The 21,398-nt window shown below is 38.7% G+C and carries 19 protein-coding genes and 1 pseudogene; 10 read left to right on the top strand and 10 right to left on the bottom strand.

The features are described 5' to 3' along the window. Positions 1 to 84: 84 nt before the first annotated feature. Positions 85 to 1,449: a signal recognition particle protein gene (ffh, locus tag AC00Y6_RS14625; RefSeq protein ID WP_474491351.1), complete on the bottom strand. Its 1,365-nt coding sequence runs from the start codon at positions 1,447 to 1,449 to the stop codon at positions 85 to 87. A 201-nt stretch (positions 1,450 to 1,650) separates the two neighbouring features. Further along, positions 1,651 to 2,073: a thiol-disulfide oxidoreductase DCC family protein gene (locus AC00Y6_RS14620; RefSeq protein ID WP_474491350.1), complete on the bottom strand. Its 423-nt coding sequence runs from the start codon at positions 2,071 to 2,073 to the stop codon at positions 1,651 to 1,653. 325 nt (positions 2,074 to 2,398) lie between these two features. On the opposite strand from AC00Y6_RS14620, the gene AC00Y6_RS14615 reads away from it, so the two are divergent. Beyond that, positions 2,399 to 4,189 (top strand): hypothetical protein, encoded by a 1,791-nt coding sequence (locus AC00Y6_RS14615; protein ID WP_474491349.1) that lies wholly within the window; start codon positions 2,399 to 2,401, stop codon positions 4,187 to 4,189. Between the two features lie 11 nt (positions 4,190 to 4,200). Continuing rightward, the gene (locus AC00Y6_RS14610; protein WP_474491348.1) at positions 4,201 to 4,734 is read left to right on the top strand and encodes a hypothetical protein; all 534 of its coding nucleotides are present in this window, start codon (positions 4,201 to 4,203) and stop codon (positions 4,732 to 4,734) included. A 63-nt stretch (positions 4,735 to 4,797) separates the two neighbouring features. On the opposite strand, the gene AC00Y6_RS14605 is transcribed toward AC00Y6_RS14610, so the two are convergent. Beyond that, positions 4,798 to 5,259 carry a heme-binding domain-containing protein gene (locus tag AC00Y6_RS14605; RefSeq protein WP_474491347.1) on the bottom strand — a complete coding sequence of 154 codons (462 nt, stop codon included), beginning with the start codon at positions 5,257 to 5,259 and terminating at the stop codon, positions 4,798 to 4,800. Positions 5,260 to 5,573: 314 nt separating this feature from the next. On the opposite strand from AC00Y6_RS14605, the gene der reads away from it, so the two are divergent. Together der and upp are read left to right on the top strand one after the other, a co-directional pair. Beyond that, positions 5,574 to 6,881 carry a ribosome biogenesis GTPase Der gene (gene der, locus AC00Y6_RS14600; RefSeq protein WP_474491346.1) on the top strand — a complete coding sequence of 436 codons (1,308 nt, stop codon included), beginning with the start codon at positions 5,574 to 5,576 and terminating at the stop codon, positions 6,879 to 6,881. 83 nt (positions 6,882 to 6,964) lie between these two features. Next, positions 6,965 to 7,615, top strand: a complete 651-nt coding sequence (gene upp / locus AC00Y6_RS14595) for a uracil phosphoribosyltransferase (protein WP_474491345.1) — start codon at positions 6,965 to 6,967, stop codon at positions 7,613 to 7,615. Positions 7,616 to 7,697: 82 nt separating this feature from the next. On the opposite strand, the gene AC00Y6_RS14590 is transcribed toward upp, so the two are convergent. Further along, positions 7,698 to 8,354, bottom strand: coding sequence for a ComF family protein (locus tag AC00Y6_RS14590; RefSeq protein WP_474491344.1), 657 nt, complete (start codon positions 8,352 to 8,354; stop codon positions 7,698 to 7,700). Positions 8,355 to 8,358: 4 nt separating this feature from the next. Next, on the bottom strand, positions 8,359 to 9,834 hold the full coding sequence (locus tag AC00Y6_RS14585; protein ID WP_474491343.1) for a helix-turn-helix domain-containing protein: 1,476 nt from the start codon (positions 9,832 to 9,834) through the stop codon (positions 8,359 to 8,361). Between the two features lie 125 nt (positions 9,835 to 9,959). Here AC00Y6_RS14585 and aceB point away from each other — a divergent pair, with 125 nt between their 5' ends. Together aceB and aceA are read left to right on the top strand one after the other, a co-directional pair. Next, positions 9,960 to 11,534: a malate synthase A gene (aceB, locus tag AC00Y6_RS14580; RefSeq protein WP_474491342.1), complete on the top strand. Its 1,575-nt coding sequence runs from the start codon at positions 9,960 to 9,962 to the stop codon at positions 11,532 to 11,534. Between the two features lie 91 nt (positions 11,535 to 11,625). After that, positions 11,626 to 12,906 (top strand): isocitrate lyase, encoded by a 1,281-nt coding sequence (aceA, locus tag AC00Y6_RS14575; RefSeq protein WP_474491341.1) that lies wholly within the window; start codon positions 11,626 to 11,628, stop codon positions 12,904 to 12,906. Between the two features lie 97 nt (positions 12,907 to 13,003). Here the strand turns inward: aceA and glgP are convergent, their stop codons facing one another. Next, positions 13,004 to 14,656: an alpha-glucan family phosphorylase gene (gene glgP / locus AC00Y6_RS14570; protein WP_474491340.1), complete on the bottom strand. Its 1,653-nt coding sequence runs from the start codon at positions 14,654 to 14,656 to the stop codon at positions 13,004 to 13,006. Positions 14,657 to 14,912: 256 nt separating this feature from the next. Between glgP and AC00Y6_RS14565 the strand changes: the two genes are divergently transcribed. The 4 genes from AC00Y6_RS14565 (at position 14,913) to AC00Y6_RS14550 (ending at position 17,428) form a co-directional block, all read left to right on the top strand. Next, the gene (locus tag AC00Y6_RS14565) at positions 14,913 to 15,692 is read left to right on the top strand and encodes a hypothetical protein (protein ID WP_474491339.1); all 780 of its coding nucleotides are present in this window, start codon (positions 14,913 to 14,915) and stop codon (positions 15,690 to 15,692) included. Positions 15,693 to 15,848: 156 nt separating this feature from the next. After that, on the top strand, positions 15,849 to 16,166 hold the full coding sequence (locus tag AC00Y6_RS14560; RefSeq protein WP_474491338.1) for a hypothetical protein: 318 nt from the start codon (positions 15,849 to 15,851) through the stop codon (positions 16,164 to 16,166). 46 nt (positions 16,167 to 16,212) lie between these two features. Then, complete coding sequence (locus AC00Y6_RS14555; protein WP_474491337.1) at positions 16,213 to 16,818, top strand: sugar transferase; 606 nt, start codon at positions 16,213 to 16,215, stop codon at positions 16,816 to 16,818. Further along, a complete protein-coding gene (locus AC00Y6_RS14550; RefSeq protein WP_474491336.1) occupies positions 16,760 to 17,428 on the top strand; it encodes an acetyltransferase in 669 nt (222 codons plus the stop codon). Before AC00Y6_RS14555 ends, AC00Y6_RS14550 begins: the two co-directional genes overlap by 59 nt. Before the next feature lie 18 nt (positions 17,429 to 17,446). Here AC00Y6_RS14550 and AC00Y6_RS14545 read toward each other — a convergent pair whose 3' ends face one another. The 4 genes and pseudogenes from AC00Y6_RS14545 to AC00Y6_RS14530 all read right to left on the bottom strand — a co-directional run. Next, the gene (locus AC00Y6_RS14545) at positions 17,447 to 18,265 is read right to left on the bottom strand and encodes an aminotransferase class IV (protein WP_474491335.1); all 819 of its coding nucleotides are present in this window, start codon (positions 18,263 to 18,265) and stop codon (positions 17,447 to 17,449) included. Between the two features lie 50 nt (positions 18,266 to 18,315). Then, entirely contained in the window at positions 18,316 to 18,702 is a 387-nt protein-coding gene (locus AC00Y6_RS14540) for an START-like domain-containing protein (RefSeq protein WP_076782412.1), read from the bottom strand. A gap of 195 nt (positions 18,703 to 18,897) precedes the next feature. Continuing rightward, entirely contained in the window at positions 18,898 to 20,082 is a 1,185-nt protein-coding gene (locus AC00Y6_RS14535; protein ID WP_474491334.1) for an aspartate aminotransferase family protein, read from the bottom strand. Positions 20,083 to 20,517: 435 nt separating this feature from the next. Next, positions 20,518 to 21,398: pseudogene (locus tag AC00Y6_RS14530) on the bottom strand (hypothetical protein); the annotation flags it as partial.

Below are 21,398 nucleotides of genomic sequence, written 5' to 3'. Positions count from 1 at the left end.
GATTATTGAAAATAGATCAATTGTAAATAATAATTCGGACGACCATCAAAGGTCGTCCGAATTATATAATCTAAAAACATTTTTTTACTTCCCAAACAATCCACCACCCATGCCTGGCATATTAGGCATTTTGCTCATCATCTGCATCATCTGTTTTCCTTGTGGCCCCTGCATCATTTTCATCATTTTTCCCATTTGGTCAAATTGTTTCATTAGGGCATTCACGTCCTCCAGCTTTCTTCCTGCACCTTTGGCAATTCTCTGTTTTCTTGGCACATTGATGATGGAGGGTCTTCTTCGTTCTTCAGGCGTCATTGAGTGGATGATGGCTTCGATATGTTTAAAGGCGTCATCATTGATGTCAACATCCTTGATAGCTTTTCCAACACCCGGAATCATTCCCATCAAATCTTTCATATTACCCATCTTCTTGATTTGGTTGATTTGCTTTAAAAAGTCATCAAAACCAAACTCATTTTTTGCGATTTTCTTATGAAGTTTTTTAGCTTCCTCTTCATCAAATTGTTCCTGAGCTCTTTCTACCAAAGAGACAACGTCTCCCATCCCAAGAATTCTATCTGCCATCCTTTCCGGATAGAAAAGGTCAAGCGCTTCCATTTTTTCTCCGGTAGAGATAAATTTTATTGGCTTTTCAACCACAGAACGGATGGTAAGTGCAGCTCCACCTCTTGTGTCACCGTCCAATTTGGTTAAAACAACACCATCAAAATTCAAAGTATCATTGAAGGCTTTCGCTGTGTTCACCGCATCTTGCCCCGTCATCGAATCTACTACGAAAAGCGTTTCCGTCGGTTTGATGGTTTGATGAACAGCTTTGATTTCGTTCATCATCTGCTCATCTATCGCCAAACGACCGGCCGTATCCACGATGATCGTATCAAAACCATTTGATTTGGCATAATTAATTGCGTTCTCGGCAATCGCAACAGGATTCTTATTGTCGTCTTCTGTATAAACAGGAATGTTGATTTGGCTACCAAGAACTTTCAACTGGTCAATCGCCGCAGGTCTGTAAACATCACAAGCTACCAAAAGTGGCTTTTTGCTTCTTTTCTGTTTCAGATAGTTAGCTAATTTTCCAGAGAAAGTCGTTTTACCAGAACCCTGAAGACCGGCAATCAAAATAACGGTTGGCTTGCCAGAAAGGTTGATGCCTTCTTGTGAACCGCCCATTAGGTCTACCAACTCATCGTGGACAATTTTCGTCATCAATTGACCTGGCGTCAAAGATGTTAGAACATTTTCTCCAATCGCTTTATCCTGAACGCGTTTTGTAAGGTCTTTGGCTACTTTATAATTAACGTCGGCATCTACCAATGCTCTTCGGATTTCCTTTACCGTTTCTGCAACGTTAATTTCTGTTATTTTGCCTCGCCCAGAGATATTATGAAGTGCTTTATCTAATTTGTCTTGTAAACTGTTGAACATAAATTAATCTGTATAAGTATGTGGTTGGCAAAAATAAGAAAATTTGATGATAAAGAGAGAGCATGGTATTGTTAAAGACATTTAATTTGACATAGTTACCAATTCGCTGTCAAGACAATTCTTTAAAATCTAAAGGTATTCAAGGTGTATTTTTTATGAAGTGGACGCTAGATAAGAATAATTAATTCGATGTATCAAATTTTAATTAATAAATTTTTTACGCTGTTCTTTTGTTGGTAAGTAGCAGTAATTATTAGATAATCTTTTACGGTTCTTAGAAATAATCCTGTAAATGTGATTTCCAATAGTTTCTGGGATTAGTTTTCCGACCAAAGCAATAGAATAAATACCGCCTAAAGTAATTGCGATTTTTAACACAGCTTGGTATTCCGTAAGATAAAATTCGTTAGGCTTCCAAAGGAAAATACTGTCAAATGACTGGTTGGGAATTCCTCTTTCTGTCAAAAACTGCTGCCCAAAAGGAGATTGTAGTGATGAAAATAGAAAGCGGTTATGATGATCGTGTTTTAGAATCCATTGCACCCATCGGTTGCAAAATCCGCAATCGCCGTCATAGAAGATGATGTACTTGTTATTTGAATTTTGATTGAAGGAGGCATTCACGTGGTAACTTTATTAAAAATTGAGTTTGAAACAGTTCTTATGATCTATAGTTCGGTTATCAATAATTATTAAGTGGCAAATTAAATAATCTTTTTAGAAGATAGATAATAAATTTTGATAACTTTTAAACAGTCATTATTCTTAGTTATTATGATATAATTCATAGTTGAAGTGGTAAATTATTGGTTTTTAATTATTTATTTGTGATTGAAATTATTTGGGCACAATGATTATTTTTTATAAAACGAATAAAAAAAATACATATTTTTGACGAAAATAATATTGATACATTAAAAATACGCTTATCAATAAAAAACTTCTTTTTTTGTTACTATTTGTATGGTATTCATCTTCATCTTTGAGTGCCCAAGTAGTTTTTAGTGAGGATTTTGGAACAAGTGATTTTCCCACCAGCAGTAATGATTATGGTAGGAAACAATCTGATTACATGCCAGCATCCAGTTTTGGTTATGGTACATCGTATGCCAATACAAGTAATGCACTAGCTTATAAAATTGATGATAATTACTATGCCGTTGTTGCGCCTGGATATATAAAGGCGGGTATCAATCCAAGCAATTCATCTACATGGTGGACGCCTGCTTATAATGAAACAGGGACGGTTACAGATCATTCTGGCACGCAGGCGGGTGCTGCAATGATTATTAATGCAGGTACTACGTTAGCACCATTTTATCAAAGAACGGTAACTATAGAAGAAGGCTCTCACTATAAAGCTTCTATGTGGTTGTATATTGTTAATACGCCGGTGCGTATTGCAATCGATATCAAGGATTTATCAGGAAATACTCTTACGACACTTACAACCCCCGCAATGACAGATGCCAGTTATAAGGGAAGGTGGCTAGAGGTGCCCATCTACTTTAAGTCAAATACGGGATGCGCCAGCAGTATGTTACGTGTAGTCTTCCGTAATGACTATTCAGAGACTAACGGCAATGACTATTATATTGATGACTTGAGTCTTACCAAGATTTCTGCATTTCCAACTGGTAGTACGGGGTTAACAATACCTTGCCCCATCACCCCTTGTAATGCTGGATCAACGGCTCCTGTTGTTAATAATGCACTTCTCACATACAGCAGTCCTTCGACTGGCGCTAATCTTAGTAATGCATTCAACACAACTCCTGTTCCACCTACAGGGGCAACCTTAGTGTGGTATAATAATGCGAATCATTTGGGAACAGCGCTAACAGATGCGCAGGTTGGGAATGCACCAGAAGCGACTTACTACGCCTTTTATTATGATGCTATCCATCTATGTTTTAGTCCTGCATCGTCTCCTGTTAAGGTACAGCAGCTATGTGTTAATTCAGTCAACAGTACAGGTTTCAATGCTTCTGCTGGAGCCTCAACTACTTTTACACTTAATCCTACCGATAAGGGTTTCCAACTTGATGTATATGGCATAGATAATTCATTAAATATTAAAATTAACGGTACTTTACTTACCACACAGGAGATTGATTTTCAGTCCAATCACACTCAAAGGTCAGCGCGATTCGCTGATGGTACTTATTATGGGCAGGGTGGTATCCCAGAAATATGGAACGTTGCCGGCAATGGGACAACGCCTGTTTTGCGGTTTATAATCCGTAATGATGGTACTGTTGCTATGTATGGATCCAAAACCAATAATGGTACATTACTTCCACTGCAGCTGATTAATGGTAATGCACTCAATGCTTATACATGGAATACTTCTAGCAATAATACTATTGTGATAGGGCAGGTTGTTGATGGGCCTACAAATATCAAAGGACGTGGAATGGGACTGAAAAATGTGCCCTGCAAATGTACAGATCCTGCTAACACAGCCACAGGTGGAATACCTACAAAGGTGGGAATTACCAACCAGACCAAACTGGGCGGATGGCCTGAGAGTGTTCCTAATGGTTTTTTGGCATTGGAATCTCAAAAATCAGGATTCGTCATTACCAGAGTGGCAAATACTGCTGCCATTACCGATCCTAAAAACGGGATGATGGTATACGATATTTCTGCAAATTGTGTTAAGTTGTACAGATTGGTAGATACCTTAAACAATATGGGAGAATGGAAGTGTATTTCAAAAAGTTGTAACCAGTATTAATATTTTTAAAAATGAAAAAGTTTCAATATATATCAGTTTTATTAATGGGTTTGGGCTTTACCAATGCGCAGGTAGCAATTGGTAAAACCTCGGTAAATGGTAACAGTACCATTTTGGACTTTGATAGTTCTGCTACCAATACCAATGGGATTATTCTTCCTGCCATTGCGGATAAGAGTACAGCTATTGCTGCTACTGCGACCAATAACAATGCGACATTTATTTTTGATAAATCAGACAGTAAGGTTAAAATGTATCAGAATAGTACTTGGGTAGATTTGTCAGATGGTGAAGGTGACGGTACAGCAGTTACGAACCTCAATAACTCCTCTGCAGAAACAGGGAAAGGAGTCGTAATTGGTGCGTCATCTAGTAATGCCCTAGGAGTGCTTGTTCTGGAGAGTTCAACAAAGGCTCTTATATTGCCTCAGATTAATAACCCTGCTACCAATGTGAAAAGCCCTTTTCCAGGGATGATGTGTTATGATACGGCCAGTCTTTCGTTAGCGGTTTATGATGGCGTAAGATGGAATTATTGGAAATAATATTTAAAAATTTATACTATTAAAAACCCCACATTATTATGTGGGGTTTTGTTTTTTCTAGGTTTACAAATCATTATAATTTGCAATAGTTTTCCGGGTTTGTAAGAAGTAATCCGCTATAATCTTTCTTTCTTGTTCTGTTAATTTGGCGTCAGGATGGCCTATAAGATAGCTTTCCAGGGGCATTTTATTCTTTTTCACATATTCAGCGGCTTCTCCTAGTTTTTTAATTTGCCGTTTGCTATCATAAGTGGAGAATGTAGAAAAATTAAGGGCAATCCGTCCTTCATCAATGTGGCTTTTCATCAGCCATGCTGCCGGCTGGATATTACTGTAAAACGGATATTTGGTTTCGTTGGAATGACAGTCATAACATGAATTTCTAATCAGCTTTGCAATTGGTTCAGGCGTGTTTTTTATCCTAAGGAAATCCATGCCTTGATTAGATGCAGGGTTGGTTTTATCTATCTGGAAAAACTGGATAAAAATGAATACCACCAAAAGTATAATCAATATTTTTTTCATAGCTTTATTTAGTTGGATAATTACAAAAAGCCTTCCAAATTTTATAATCTTAATTCTACTTGCAAAGCCTTTTGTTAAAAAAAATAGGTCTTCAAATAAAAATTATCATTCTGAAGATTATGATTGAAAATCATTGGTTTAAGCTAATTAAAAAAGTGTTACTCTCAAAGCTAATTTTAGCTTGATAATTTCCTTACAATTTCAACCGAAAATTCCATAACTCTTAACTGTCGGCCAAAATCACTATATTTGCCAAAATTTTGGGCTCCTAGAGTAGGAGTAACCCATTAATAATCTTATTATTAAACAAATTTATGTCAAACATTGTCGCTATCGTTGGGCGCCCCAACGTTGGAAAATCCACCCTGTTTAACCGTCTTTTAGAAAGAAGAGAAGCCATTGTAGATTCTACGGCCGGCGTTACCAGAGACCGCCATTATGGTAAATCTGACTGGAATGGCGTAGACTTTACTGTGATTGATACGGGTGGTTATGATGTGGGTTCTGATGATATCTTTGAGCAGGAGATCCGCAAGCAGGTTCAGCTGGCTGTGGACGAGGCTACTTCTATCGTCTTTATGGTGAATGTAGAGGAAGGCCTTACCGAAACAGATCAGGAGATCTTCGAACTTCTCAGGAAATCAAACAAACCACTTTATTTGGTGGTAAACAAAGTGGATTCGGCTAAAGAAGAACTTCCTGCTACCGAGTTTTATCAATTGGGTGTAGAAAAATATTTTACGCTTTCTTCAGCAACAGGATCGGGGACAGGTGAACTGCTTGATCAGATTGTGAGTGATTTCCCGACAACCGAATATAAAGATCCATTTGAGGGTCTCCCAAAAATTACTATTGCAGGACGCCCTAATGTGGGAAAATCCACAATGACAAATGCCTTGCTAGATGTTGAAAGAAACATTGTTACCGATATTGCAGGGACAACGCGTGACAGTATTCAGACTTTGTATAACAAATTTGGGCACGAGTTTGTGCTGGTAGACACCGCCGGGATGCGCCGCAAGGCCAAAGTTTCCGAGGACCTTGAGTTTTACTCCGTGATGAGGTCTATCCGCTCTATAGAATATTCTGATGTCGTGATCCTTATGGTAGATGCCACTTTGGGCTGGGAATCACAGGATATGAATATTTTCGGGCTCGCTCAGAAAAACAGAAAAGGCATCGTTATCCTTGTTAATAAGTGGGATCTTGTAGAGAAGGAAACCAATACAATGCGTGATTTTGAAGCGGCTATCAAGAATAAAATAGGCCAGTTCAGCGATGTGCCAATTCTCTTTGTTTCGGCCTTAACCAAACAAAGAATCCTAAAAGCCGTTGAAGTAGCTATGGAAGTTTATGAAGACCGTAAGAAAAAAATCAAAACTTCTAAACTCAACGAGGTGATGCTACCGATCTTTGAGCAAACACCTCCACCGGCTATCAAAGGAAAATATATCAAAATCAAATACTGTGTACAGTTGCCAACGCCGTCGCCACAGTTTGTGTTTTTCTGTAACCTTCCGCAATATGTGAAAGAGCCATACAAGCGTTTTACAGAGAATCAGTTAAGGAAACAGTTTGGTTTTACCGGAGTGCCGATTGAGGTTTATTTCCGACAAAAATAAGTTATGACCCTTGCGGAGTTTATCTTCCGTAAGGGTTTTTTATTGATTAAAATTGACGAACTTTACAATTATTAAATAGATTAATGCTTACAATACTCTCAGATTACACATCGCTTATCAATTCCTGGATCAATGATTTAAGAAACGTAGAAGTCCAAAACGATCGTTTGAAGTTCCGCCGAAATATGGAACGCATCGGCGAGATTGCCGCCTTCGAGATCAGTAAAACGTTGGATTATAAAGAAGTTGAAATCCAAACACCATTAGATAATATTTTGGTAAAAGAAATCCAAACGCAGCCTGTTATTACCACTATTTTGCGTGCCGGTGTACCACTATTTCAAGGTGTTCTTAATTATTTTGACAAAGCGGATTGTGGTTTTGTTGCCGCATACAGGAAGCATGACGCCAACGATTATTTTTCTATCAAACAGGATTATTTGACTTGCCCCAAACTGGACGGCCGTCCGCTTATTGTGGCAGATCCCATGCTTGCAACCGGTGCGTCTCTGATTGAAGCCATCAAAGATTTGTTGACCAATGGCAAACCAACTTCTATCCATATTGTGGCAGCTATAGCCAGTCAGCAGGGTGTGGATACAATTGCCAACGCCTATCCTGATGCTAAAATTTGGGTGGGAGCATTGGATGAAGAATTAACGTCAAAAGGCTATATTACTCCTGGATTAGGCGATGCAGGTGATTTGTCTTACGGCGAAAAACTACAGCGGTAATTGTAAAACAGTTGAGTTGAAAATCATGATCGTCAATTTTTGCGAAGTAACGAATTAATAATAACTGCGATTTAACTATTCATCAAACATCCATCGCCATTACCAAAATACTGATCTTAACATTGTTGGAATGGTTTAAGATTTCCCAGGCGATATTGGAGATGGTATTGCCGGTAGTATAAACATCATCAATCAGAATAATATGCTTATCATTAATGGTTTCCGTCAGTTGATAAGCATTTTTTGTTTTCAGTCGTTCGCTTTGGTTTTTCTTGGCCTGCGCTCGGGAATGTTTAGTTCTCTTCAACAGATGATGATTAACTGGGATCTTGTAATGCTGAGATAAAGTGTCGGCAAAAAGGTGCAGCTGGTTATATCCGCGCTGCTTAAGTTTTTTGGAGTGAAGGGGAACAGTTACCAAAAGATCAGGTGCTAATGTTGATAAGTCTGTTCTTTCCATAAGCCAATGGGCAAGTACTTTTCCGGCTGTTTCCCTACGGTTGTATTTAAGTTGATGAATAATTTTTTGTGCAAGGCTCCCTTTCTCAAATAACATCAATGAAAATGCATGTTCAAGAGGAAATTGAAGCAGGGCTTTTTCTCTCAACGGATTATTTTCAGAAAATTGATGGTTGGAGAAATAGATTTTATCGGTGCAAATTTCGCAGATGACTTCTTCTTTGGCAATCAGTTGATTGCAATCCAGGCATCGATTAGGAAAGAGAAAGTCAAAAATCATTTCCCTAAGTTAATGATTTTCTGATTCTTTCGATAGATTTTTTCATATCTAGGTTAAACAGTTCTTTCTCCAGTCTTACGGGTGGCGCTTGCCGCACTTCACAGTTTTGTATGCTGCAACTCTCGCAAGTTACGCCCACTTCAATGGTTTTGAGGGATGATGACCTTGCAAAATTCAGCTTTTTGATCGTTTGGTTGTTCAGCAGTATGCCAAGGCAATAGCTCCGGTTGCTGCCGTCCGAGAAAGGATTTTTTTGCGAGGTAGAAATCACAAGGTAACTCACGCCCTGATCTTTGTAATGCGAGATTTGCGCATCGGTCAGTGTTTCGTTTTCTTTTAGGTGGTGCAGGTTTTTCACGGCAACCCAACGTCTGCAGTAATGCTCATTCGTAGCGTTGGAATGTGGTGCTTGCTGGTGGTTGAGATGTAATTCTTTGAGGATGTTGATTTTGTCAGAATCATCTTTTTTGACAAAACAAAGATAGAACAGATCCCTGATCCCAAACTCTGCCGAAAGAAGGTTGGTAAGCCTGTAGTAAAACGTTTCCGGGGAATCTGTAAAATGATTGATGAGCGCTTCAAAACTGTTGGAGTCCCAGTTTTTATGATAGAAAAAATCCGAGGTTTTGTCAATCAGTTCTTTTTTCGAGATAATGAGGCAGCCGGCAAAGTAGGAGGCGTAAAAGTTGTTGAGAATCTCCTCAAAACTCCCAAAATCTAGCCAGGAATAGGTGTTGGGGCGTGGACTGAGATTCAGAACATTAAAACCTATCTCCTTAGCAAAAATGAATATTTTCTGGTTTTCATCCAGCCGTTCGTTTAATAAAAGCAATTTTTTTTCGGGGACAAAAAGGGAACGTAATTTATCCAAGACTGCATCTTCGGAAAAATTTCTAGCTTCAATATTGTAACCAAAATTTTCTTTCAGAATCTTTTCCAGATCCTCGAATTTCAGGTTTTTGTTAAGCTCTAGTTGGTTGTCTTGAGCAAATTGGATGGCTTTTTCTTCAATCTCAGGGAAATAATTATCATATAGTTCCTGGAAAGAACGCATCACGGCAAAGTAAAACCGCTCTTTTCCGAGATTGTAATTTTGGGAGATTTCGATCAGAGCATTGATAAAAGCCGTGACTTTTTTGGGTGCATCGCTGATGATGCTGATAAGGTTATTCTTATTAATCCCAAATAGGTCAAGTGGGATCTCTTTGAAAAATTCCGACTGCAAAACATCATTTATAGGCGTTAGATTCTTATCCAGTTTGGTAGAAACTAAATCATCAAAAGTACATTGCAAAGCTTCTGCAAGCTGTATAATTTTGTCGTGTTTAGGGTATTTTTTACCGTTTTCGATTTCGTTAAGATAAGATTTGGACAGTCCGGTTTTTGTCGCAAGATCCTGCAAAGACCAGTTTTTTTTCTGCCGTTGCTGTTTTAATTTCAGCCCAAAAATCACGCGTATATAGTCACTTTCTGCAATCATAAGATCAAAGATAGATATTAAAGCGATTGTCCGCATAATATTTTTTAATAAAATTTAGCGAACGTTCGCTATTTGTGAAAATATTTTTTATACATTTGTCAAACCAAATCACAAAATAATTAATTATGGAAACCATAAATCAACTGAAAATAACCTCTGATAAACAGTTTGAGACTGTTTTTACTCCAGATTTAACCGATTTTCTTATTGCGCTTCATCAGAATTTTAATCAACGCCGGCTGGATTTGCTTAATGAAAGAGTGCTTAGGCAAAAAGGATTTGATAACGGTTTGCTTCCTGGGTTTCCGGCAGAATCAATTCATATCAGGAATGGTGACTGGGTGTGTGCACCAATCCCCGAAGATTTGCTTGATAGAAGGGTAGAGATTACAGGACCGGTGGATCGGAAGATGATTATTAATGCGCTTAATTCTGACGCCAATACATTTATGGCGGATTTCGAGGACAGTAATTCACCAACTTGGAAGAATTGTGTAGAAGGTCAGATTAATTTGACGGATGCTATAAACAGAGCAATTGATTTTACCAATGAACAGGGTAAATCTTATCAACTGAATGATAAAACAGCAACTCTGATAGTGCGCCCGAGAGGTCTTCATCTCCCTGAGAAAAATATAGAGATAGAAGGTGAAAAAGCATCTGGATCGCTCACCGATTTTGGGATTTATTTTTTCAGGAATGCAAAAGCTTTGATGGAGAAAGGGACTGCGCCTTATTTCTATCTGCCAAAACTGGAACATTATAATGAAGCGCGCTGGTGGAACGATGTTTTTGTCTTTGCTCAGGATTATCTTGAAATTCCGCAAGGGACAATTAAAGCCACAGTATTGATAGAAACCATTACCGCATCTTTCCAGTTGGATGAGATTCTTTTTGAACTGAAAAATCACAGCTCCGGACTTAATTGTGGCCGTTGGGATTACATCTTTTCCTATATCAAAAAATTCAGGAATCAGGCGCAGTTTTTAGTGCCAGACAGGGATCAGGTAACGATGACTTCACCATTTATGAGTGCTTATTCCAAAAGGGTGATTGAGGTTTGCCACAAAAGAAATGTCCACGCAATGGGCGGAATGGCGGCGCAAATACCGGTGAAAAATGATAACGAAGCCAACGAACTGGCTTTCGAAAAAGTGAGGAATGACAAAGAGCGCGAGGTGAGAAATGGGCACGATGGAACCTGGGTGGCGCATCCGGCACTTGTTCCGGTGGCAAAAGATATCTTCGATCATTATATGCCAAAGAAAAATCAGATTGATAAAAAATTCGATTATAAAATAAAAGAATCTGAGCTGTTGGAAGTGCCTGCGGGAACTATCACAGAAAATGGGGTGCGCAAAAATATCAATGTTGGTATTCTTTATATAGAATCCTGGCTGATGGGCGTGGGTGCAGCAGCGCTTTATAATCTAATGGAAGATGCTGCTACGGCAGAAATCTCCAGGACACAGATCTGGCAATGGCTGAAACACGAAGTTATTCTGGATGACGAACGACGTTTGACCAGAGAATTGGTGCTTCAATGGGAAAAAGATGAATTGATTAAAATCAAAAAATATGTGGGTGAAGAGCGCTATAATTCCGGGAAATTCAATCTGGCAAAAGAGCTTTTCAATGAGTTGGTATTCTGCGAAAAATTTGAAGAATTCCTCACGCTAAAAGCTTATCCATTTATTTGATTGTACAAAGTATGGTGTAGAAGGTAAAAAGTACTTGCTACATTGTACTTCCTATGTTTTAAAATTTAATCAAACCAAATCACAAAATATTATGCAAACCAAACAAGAACAAATCCAGAATCTTGAAAAAGACTGGCTGACCAATCCACGATGGATTGGCATTACTAGACCTTACACAGCAGAAGATGTACTGAAACTGAGAGGTTCTTATAAATTAGATTATACCATTGCGACAGAGATGTCCCGCAAACTTTGGGACAAACTCAACAATCAGGATTGGGTGGCTGGCCTTGGCGCGCTGACCGGAAATCAGGCGGTTCAGGAAGTAGATGCTGGATTAGAGGCCATTTACCTTTCCGGCTGGCAAGTGGCAGCAGATGCCAACCTTTCTGGCGAAATGTATCCTGATCAGTCGCTTTACCCGGCCAATTCGGTGCCGTCTGTGGTTAAAAAAATTAACAATGCATTGCTTCGGGCAGACCAGATCCAGTCGGTGAACGGTGGTGGCGATAAGGAATATCTCGTTCCAATTGTGGCTGATGCAGAAGCTGGTTTCGGTGGTAACCTGAATGCTTTTGAACTGATGAAACAGATGATAGAAGCGGGTGCCGCGGGTGTTCATTTCGAGGATCAGTTATCATCGGCCAAAAAGTGCGGTCACTTAGGCGGAAAAGTTTTGGTGCCAACTCAGGAGGCGATTAATAAATTGATAGCAGCACGTTTGGCAGCAGATGTTTGCGGTGTTCCGTCCGTTATTGTGGCGAGGACTGATGCAGATGCGGCGGATCTTTTGACCTCTGATATTGATGACCGCGATAAGAAATTTGTAACCGGCGAAAGAACTTCTGAAGGTTTCTATGTTGTTAAAAATGGAGTAGAACAGGGGATTGACAGAGGTTTATCTTATGCGCCTTACGCGGATCTTATTTGGATGGAAACTTCTAATCCTGATTTGGAGTATGCAAGGCAGTTTGCGGAGGGAATTCATGCTCATTTTCCCGAAAAATTGTTGGCATATAACTGTTCGCCATCATTTAACTGGGCAGCTAAACTGAGTGTGGAGGAGATGGAGAACTTCCGAGAGGAGTTGGCAAAAATGGGATACAAATTCCAGTTTATTACCTTGGCAGGGTTCCATGCGCTTAATACAGCGATGTTCGAGTTAGCGTTGGCTTACAAAGAAAAAGGAATGGCAGGTTATTCCGAATTGCAGGAGCGGGAATTTGCTCTGCAAGCGAAAGGTTTCCGTGCGGTGAAACACCAGTCTTTTGTAGGGACAGGTTATTTTGATCAGATTCAGACTGTCGTAACTAGTGGAACTTCTGCTACTGTTGCTATGAAAGATTCTACAGAAACGGCGCAGTTTCATTAAGGCTCATAATCCCTATTATAATTGTTGAATTTCGAAATATGTCAACAAAAAACCCTGATTTCTATGAAGTCAGGGTTTTGAATTTTAATTGCAATGATTAGTACATCAGTTTGTAGTATTCATCTGCCATCCTATCGCTGTTGAACTGGTATTTAACATCATCCATTGCTGTTTGTACGATTTTTCGCCATTGCGCCGGGTTGTCGTAATAGGTCGGAATGATCTCATTTTCCAAAACATCATAAAGATTGTTGAGGTCAAATTGATCTTGCTCTATCTGTGGCCAATGGTTATAATCTGCCTGCGGAACAACGAATGCGTTCTCTCCATTTCTTGCAAATTCCGGGATCCAGCCATCATCGGTAGACAGGTTAACAGATCCGTTCATGGCAGCTGTCATACCACTGGTTCCTGAGGCTTCCCTTGGTACCCGCGGATTGTTGAGCCAGATGTCCGAACCTTGCTTCAGTGATTTGCTGAGTGCCAATTCGTAACCGGTTAATACGGCCATGTTTTTGTGGTTTTTGCTTTCCTCAACCAGATTATTAAAAGTAGAGATAGCGCCGTAATCCATGGGATAAGGTTTTCCGGCCCAGATGATTTGCACCGGATGTTTGCTGTTTTCCAGCATTTTACGGAAGCGTTCTTTATCTGCCAAGAGCAGGTCAGCCCTTTTGTATCCGGCAAAACGCCTTGCCCAAACAATGGTTAAAATATTGGGGTCAAATAATTTCCCCGTTTGATCTGCTACGATCCGGAACGTTCTTTTCTTAAGGTGTTTTTTCCTAAAATCGAATAAAGAATTATCGGTTTCGTCTTTGGAATTATACAACGGTTTATCTGCCCAATATTTGAATTCCTGAGCGTTGGTAATTGATTTGATTTCGCAGATACCCGGATACTTGTTCCACATCTCGCGCGACACTACACCGTGCAGCTGAGATACGGCATTGGCGATCCTGGCCATCCGCAGGGCACACAAAGAGTGGTTGAAGCGGTCATCATTTACGCCTTCTATCTGTTTGACCTCGTTGATGGACAGTCCACAGAAATAGGACATGTCATGGCAAAGGTGGATGTTGTGTTTTTCGTTACCGGCTTCTTCGGGTGTATGTGTGGTAAAAACGAGTTTTTCCTTTACTTTGGAAAGATCACCGCCATACTTTCTTAATAGATAAAATGCCGCTGGCAAGCCGTGCGCTTCATTTAAATGATAGACATCGCGCTCAAAATTCATCTCATCCAACAACTTGGCACCGCCTTTCCCTAATAAAATATATTGGGCCAGTTTTGTAGATTCGTTGGCATCATACAGTTTGTGGCAGATGGTTTTGGAGATGTGGTCATTTTCAGGCACGTCGGTACTTAGGAAAAACATTGGGCATGTCTTGAAGGTCTCAGGATCCAGATACCATACTTTTACCCAAACGGGTGCGTTGTGGATCTCAATCTGGAATTTGATGCCTGTATCTTCCAAAAAGCTATACATTTTTTTTGTCCAGATCGGGTTGAGAGATTGGTCCACATTGCGGCTCTGGTCATAGTAACCGTATTTCCACAAAATCCCAATTCCCACAAAGTCCTGTTTTAGGTTATAGGCGCTTCTCATATGCGAGCCTGCCAGGAAGCCCAAGCCGCCGCTGTAGATTTTAAGAGCCTGGTCTATGGCAAATTCCATAGAAAAGTAAGCGGTTCGCTTAGCGTATTGGGGATTGATGCTGTAAGGCATCGTGTAGTTTTTGAAATCCATAGTTTGTTTTGTTAATAAGGTCTAATTTATTAAGTTGCAAATATAATGAATTGATGCCAGATGATTTCTCAAAATTTTTGTGGTTTTCTGTTGGTTTTTCGTTGAACTGAAGGTATTTTAATGAGTTTTTCCGATGTTTATCAAGATAGCAGTAACTAATTTTTAAAAGTTATTTTATTAATTTTAATTAATATAAATATTTTATAATCAATAAATTAATAACTTTAAGGAGGTTTAATTTTCAAAATCTTTAATTATGATGGTTTGTGAAGATCTCCAGAAAAATCTGGCCCTATGTATGGCTGATAAAAACGGTCAATCCGCTAACTTGCTCAAGTGGTACAACAGTATTGGCAAAGCCAACCTCCATGAGCGCGAGGAGTATCAGAAAAAAACTGAACTTCTTCTGCTGGCCAGTTTGTTTACCCATTTTCCGGATATTGAAATAGAGAACTTAACCGGTGAGAGCCCTGATTTTATTATCAGCTATCAGGGGAAGAGTATTGGACTGGAAGTGTCAGAAATTATTAATCATTTTGAACTGAAGCGCAAAGAGAGTTACATCAACAGTATTTTCCGCGCGGTAGAGCAGCAACTGGCAGATTATAAAAGCCTGTGTGGTATCTATTATCTCAGCATCGATTATCTGCAGACCGAATTTTATACACAGCCTGGCCAGCTGGTTAAAGAAATTATGTCTGCCGTAACCAATAATAAAAGAACTAGATTTGTAAAACATATCAGAAGAACGCCCCACCAAAAGGGCGTTCTTTTGTTTCTGGAATATCAGTTTTCGCTTTTTGATGAGCTGCATTCTGAGAAAATCCTCCAAGTGATTGAAAAGAAAAACTCCAAATACCCGCTGTACAACTGCAAAACCGAAGAATGCTGGCTGGTATTGGTTTCCAATATGTATAACGTAGCCTCTCGGTACACTTACATCCACCAAAAAGAGGAACTGTCCAAGGTAGATAGCCCTTTTTCTAAGATTATCCACCTGGAAAACCTTTATAGCCAAATGATGGTGATAAAATAGCGACATTTATATGTTTACAATTGATGTATAGCAATATGATAGCAGTTATTATCCTAAGAAATCCTTTTTAAATTCAAATTAACATCAATAAATAATAGATGTTACCAAAAATTTATATCTTTACCAATTGAACACAATATTAGTAAGTAAATCCAAATGAAAAAATATTTTACCTTTTTATATATCTGTATGGGAATGATCGCTGTTTCTGCGCAGTTTAAAGAAAATGTATTTGATAATAAGAATACTGATGGTTCGCAAACACAAGGCAGTCCAGATGGAACATATAATAGATCATCGGATTTGAATGCGCTAAATAGTCATGACGAATCTGATAGTAATAATAAGGCTGCACGAAAAGGACCAGGTAATCCTGCGCCTGCACCTATTGATGGTTACATTCCCGTTCTATTGCTGGCAGGGGCGGCGCTAATCGTTTTTTATCAGAGAAAGAAAAAAAGTATTAATCTTTAAAATATACTAAGTCCGAAGTTTTTTAATTTCGGATTTATTTTATCCCATGTACAAAGATGTTATAAAACCCTTCTTAGACGTCAGTTGTTCACTGGTAATGCTAGTGATTTTGTCACCGCTTTTTTTGCTTATTATGCTGATGCTTTATATCTTCAATCAGAAGAATGTTTTCTTTTTTCAGGAGCGTCCCGGCAAAAATGAGCGCGTGTTCCGCATTATCAAGTTCAAAACAATGACAGACCAGAGGGATAGCAGTGGCCAACTTCTGCCGGATGCCCAAAGGCTGACCAATATGGGACGGTTTATCAGGAAAAGCTCTCTGGATGAGCTACCGCAGTTGATTAATGTACTGAAGGGTGATATGAGTTTTATAGGACCAAGGCCTTTGCTGGTAAGCTATCTGCCACTATACAATCAGGAACAAAAAAAGAGACATCTTATAAAACCAGGGATTACGGGATGGGCACAGGTCAATGGACGTAATGCATTGGACTGGCCAGAGAAGTTTGTACTGGATGTGTACTACGTCAATCATATCAGCTTTGCCCTGGATATGAAAATACTGATGATGACAGTGAAAAAGGTAATTAAAAGTGAAGGAATCAACAGTGCCGGACAGGCCACTACAGAAAGTTTTAAAGGGAATGAATAAAGTAATTAATGTCTTTGGCGCAGGAGGACATGCTAAAGTTGTTATAGAGATAGCAGAAGAGTTGGGTGTTCAGATTGAAAATGTATTTGATCAGAATAGAACAATACAAATGATCTTAGATTATCCTGTCTCTCATGATGAGATGGAGATTTCTAGCAAAGAAAATGTTTTTTTAGCTCTTGGTGATAATTATAACAGGAAAACCAATTCGCAATATTATCAGACTGTTAATTTTAATCTGATACATCCATCTGCCATAATATCAAAAAGTGCTGAGCTAGGGATTGGTAACACAGTAATGGCAGGAGCTATTATTAACTCATCTGTAAAAATTGGTCATCATTGTGTCATAAATACTTCATCGTGTATAGATCATGATTGTGAGATTGCCGATTTTGTACACATTTCTCCTAATGCAGCTTTAGCGGGCAACGTAAAGGTAGAAGAGGGTAGCCAAATTGGTATAAGTGCCTGTGTGAAGCAAAATGTTACCATAGGTAAATGGTCTATCGTTGGTGCAGGTGCTGTTGTGGTAAATGATGTCCCAGATTTTGTGGTTGTTGTTGGTAATCCGGCAAGAATTATCAAAAGAAATGATATTACCTTGTAAGTTTTGATGTATTAGAATTTATAATTCATCAAAACTCGTTCTCCATTTCGCTACCATTTCGGTAAAACGATCATTGCCAAAGCTTTTATTTCTGATTTTTGATACCGAATGTACTCCCTTTTCGTCTGAGATGCGCAGGATTTCCTCAGCCTTTTGCGATTCAAAAGCGATAATTTCCGCTTCTTCTATCTCTGCCAGTTTGTTCTTGTGGACAAAGGTGACAAAGTTTTCCATTAGTGGCGATATGTAAGCACCTTCGGACTGTTTCGGGATCTTGATGGTTTTGCCCTGTAGAAAAAGGAGATTGCCATAGATGCTTCGGGCAATTTTTTTATTCGGGTTTAGGAGGATCACATCGTCCAGGTCGTTTTCGCGGGCATAGATGCCGGCATAGATATTTTCTGCAGAATGAACACGGATGTTGCTCAGCAGGTTGGCGTTCACATTGATTTCTTTAATCAGGTCCAGCTCTATTGGCTTTTGGATGTTCAGTACATCTTCCAGCTCATCTACCTCAAAATAGAAAGCGGTTTCTGACTTGGGCAGCGGATGGCTGTCCTGCTTCCTATAGGTCATTAGTTGGATAATGCCACTGCTGACGCCTTTCTCCAAAACTTCCCGTTGAAAAAGATCCTGAAAAAATTCTAAAGTATAGGTTAACGGGATATTCATCCGCATTTTCCGCATAGAGGCCATAAGGAAAAAATAAGATTCCTCGGCCATGATGAGTTGCCCGTTTCTTACAAAAAACGAAACCCAAACGGCATCCCCGTATAAGAAAGCGCGGTTAATAAGTTGTAAATGATCTTCGGTATAAACTAATTGATGTGATTGCATGTCTTTTTATAAAAAAATAATGAACGATAAAATCGTTCATCCATTTATGCTTAAGCGGCGCCTAATTTTATCTGAAGGTTTTCTATCAAGTTTTCCCAATAGAGTCTGTTTTCGTCTTCATCGCCAGGCTCGCAAAAATCGGTAATGTTTAGCGAGAGGTCGTCAGTAATCTCATCGATGATAATAGACAACTCGAAGTAATATTTGGTGCCCTCGTCTTCTTCCCAACGGAAACGCACAAAACTTTCCGGCTTATAACGGATCAGCGTAGCTCTCTCAGCAGGACCACCGCCCCAGCTGAAAAAAAAGTCGTCACCACGCTCCACTACATCATCTGCAAACCATTCTGATAATCCCTCTGCACTTGCCAGATACTCATACAATATCTCGGAGAGACAATGCATATTGTATTCATAATGCACTTTCGTTTTCGCCATACTCTATTTCTAATTGTGGCGCAATATATAAATTAATTTCTTATTTCCAAATCAAAATGTCTATTGGGAATCAATTTTTTTATAGAAAATAAGTATGATTTTTGTTAGCTGTTTTGATATGGTTGATGAACACTAATTTTTACAATTATTTTATTTCTCCTAACTTAAAATTTGGACAGCTTAATCCGCTTATAGTTAATCCTGAGCGTTCAAAACGTCCAGGATGATTCCGCAACCTTTTCGGATTTCGTCATCAGAGATTGTTAGCGGCGGGGATATTCTCATATATTCGTTCCGGTATAATTGCCAGAAAACAATCAGTCCATTCTCCATACATTTTGAAGCGACTTTAAGGGTGTAATCCGGTGAACCAAGATTCACGGCCAGCATAAGCCCTTTCCCGTTTACATTCTTTATCTTCGGGTGAACCAGCAATTCGCGGAAGAGTTTTTCTTTTGCATCCATCTTATTCATTAGGCCGCTGTCCAGAACTTCTTTCAGTGTTGCATGGCACGCCGCCGCAATCAATGGGTTGCCACCAAAAGTGGTGATGTGCCCCAGTTTTGGCGAGTGGGAGAGGCTCCGCATAATTTCCCGGGAACTCATAAAGGCACCAACCGGCACGCCTCCACCCATGCCTTTTCCCATAACCAGAATATCGGGGACTATACCATAATGTTCAAAGGCAAACAGCTTTCCGGTGCGTCCAAATCCCGGCTGGATCTCATCCAAGATCAATAATGCACCCACTTCTTTACACCGCTTTTTCAGGTTAATGAAGTAATTGTCTTTTGGGGTGATAAATCCTGCCGCGCCCTGTATGGTTTCCACAATCACGCAGGCTGTTTTCTCCGTAATCCGGCTAAAATCACTTTCATTATTAAATTCGATAAAATCGACTAATGGCAACAGGGGACGGAATTCCCTTTTATGTACCTCGTTTCCAGCAACAGACAGTGCACCATGCGTATTCCCGTGGTAAGCCTCCTTGAATGCGATAATTTCTTCTCTCCCTGTGTAGCGTTTGGCTAATTTCAAAGCTCCGTCAATGGCCTCTGCGCCCGAATTGACAAGATAAGTAACCTCCAGCGGTGATGGAGTGGCTTCTGCTAAAAGTTGACAAAGAGCTACGGGTTTTTCCTGTGCATACTCGCCGTAAACCATCACGTGTAGGTACTTGTCGGCTTGCTCTTTAATAGCGTTCACCACTTTTGGGTGAGAATGTCCCAACGTATTGGCGGACACGCCGGCTACAAAATCCAGGTATGCTCTTCCATTTTTTCCGTAAATGTAGCTGCCCTCTGCTTTTTCCACTTCAAAACCCGCGGCATAAGGCGTGGTCTGCGCTTGATATTGAAAGAAATTTTCTTTTAAATCCATTGTCTAGTAAAATCAAGACAAAGTTCGGAAATATTAAACAATATCAGGACTTGTATTTCTGTTTTCTATCTTTTATCCTTTCTATCTTAAATCTGGAAAATTTTCTTAAAAAAGGAAGATTTTGATCGGTTATAAAAAGGATATCAATTAAAGTGAATTCCAACGGTTATTTCAAGTGGAAAAGCAGAATAGAATCTAAATGTTTATTTTGAAAAAAATCATGTTTATTTTATCGCCTAGTTTTTGATTGTAATTCCGATTTATTTTTTATATTGATATTATATTCTTTTTTGTTGGCGAGAATTATTAAAGTCCTACCATCGATATTTATTTCAAAATAGGATTTCAATTTTGATGAAGAGTTTTGTTCAGATTTCTTTGAAGCCGTTTTTTGTTAAAAGTAATTTTAATGATGATTATTTGTCTTTAATGCTATTACTTCGTATTTAAATCAAATTTATAAAATAAATAAGGAGACTTGTTTTTTGCTCTTGCCGAGTTTACTAATCCTTCAGCATCTTTAATATCAGAGGATTCTGCATAATAATTGTTATCTTTTTTGTTAAGGACGAGTACTAATTTTTGTCCTTTTCCAGATGTGTTTTTTGGAGGTGATGTGTCATTTTCATTTTTTTCATACAATCTTATTGTATTTTCAGAAAGATTATAATCGCATTTATAGTTAATAAAACGTCCTCCTGGTGCTTCTGTTGGAAATTCAGATTCCATACGTTCATCGTTGTTGTAAGAGATTTCTTGTGAACTTATTTTAAGTTCATACCACCCAATTCTGCTTTTAATTTCTTTATATGATTTAATTTTTTCATTATCCGAATTAATATATATTCCAATCCAATTTTTTAGTGATACAACCTCCTTGCTTTCTTTTTTTATGTCTGATTTTGAAATAATATTTTCCCTCCAAGTCTGCTCATTCTGGATTTGACTTTCGTTAAGTACATTTATTGAATCAATTAGAGTCCACTTGTCTTGTTTATCATCAAATTTATATGCTTTTTCTGTATATTTTGGCTTTTGATAATAAACAGGATCTGCTGATTTATTATAATTGAGGTATTTTTTATCAATCAAGAAAAGATATATTTTAAATTCTTTTTTATATTCAGCAATAGATGACTTATTTACTTTGTCAGTTTCACTAGTTACTTGCTCATCTGCAATCTGTTGTTCCTTTTTGGATATAAGATAAATAATAGCATTGCCGAAATTATTATTCCCTTTTGGATCATAAATACAACCATTGTAATCTTCCCCAAAAACAAGAACATTTAAAAATATAGTTTTTAAATTTGGAA

Source organism: Epilithonimonas sp. (assembly GCF_056329745.1).
Note: the sequence above shows the minus strand (reverse complement) of the source record. Positions and strands in the feature narration are given on the sequence as shown.

Coding starts and splice junctions, on each gene's coding strand:
- ffh (WP_474491351.1), bottom strand. CDS start 1,449: ATGTTCAACAGTTTACAAGACAAATTAGATAAAGCACTTCATAATATC.
- AC00Y6_RS14610 (WP_474491348.1), top strand. CDS start 4,201: ATGAAAAAGTTTCAATATATATCAGTTTTATTAATGGGTTTGGGCTTT.
- AC00Y6_RS14605 (WP_474491347.1), bottom strand. CDS start 5,259: ATGAAAAAAATATTGATTATACTTTTGGTGGTATTCATTTTTATCCAG.
- der (WP_474491346.1), top strand. CDS start 5,574: ATGTCAAACATTGTCGCTATCGTTGGGCGCCCCAACGTTGGAAAATCC.
- upp (WP_474491345.1), top strand. CDS start 6,965: ATGCTTACAATACTCTCAGATTACACATCGCTTATCAATTCCTGGATC.
- AC00Y6_RS14590 (WP_474491344.1), bottom strand. CDS start 8,354: ATGATTTTTGACTTTCTCTTTCCTAATCGATGCCTGGATTGCAATCAA.
- AC00Y6_RS14585 (WP_474491343.1), bottom strand. CDS start 9,834: ATGATTGCAGAAAGTGACTATATACGCGTGATTTTTGGGCTGAAATTA.
- aceB (WP_474491342.1), top strand. CDS start 9,960: ATGGAAACCATAAATCAACTGAAAATAACCTCTGATAAACAGTTTGAG.
- aceA (WP_474491341.1), top strand. CDS start 11,626: ATGCAAACCAAACAAGAACAAATCCAGAATCTTGAAAAAGACTGGCTG.
- glgP (WP_474491340.1), bottom strand. CDS start 14,656: ATGGATTTCAAAAACTACACGATGCCTTACAGCATCAATCCCCAATAC.
- AC00Y6_RS14565 (WP_474491339.1), top strand. CDS start 14,913: ATGATGGTTTGTGAAGATCTCCAGAAAAATCTGGCCCTATGTATGGCT.
- AC00Y6_RS14560 (WP_474491338.1), top strand. CDS start 15,849: ATGAAAAAATATTTTACCTTTTTATATATCTGTATGGGAATGATCGCT.
- AC00Y6_RS14555 (WP_474491337.1), top strand. CDS start 16,213: ATGTACAAAGATGTTATAAAACCCTTCTTAGACGTCAGTTGTTCACTG.
- AC00Y6_RS14545 (WP_474491335.1), bottom strand. CDS start 18,265: ATGCAATCACATCAATTAGTTTATACCGAAGATCATTTACAACTTATT.
- AC00Y6_RS14540 (WP_076782412.1), bottom strand. CDS start 18,702: ATGGCGAAAACGAAAGTGCATTATGAATACAATATGCATTGTCTCTCC.
- AC00Y6_RS14535 (WP_474491334.1), bottom strand. CDS start 20,082: ATGGATTTAAAAGAAAATTTCTTTCAATATCAAGCGCAGACCACGCCT.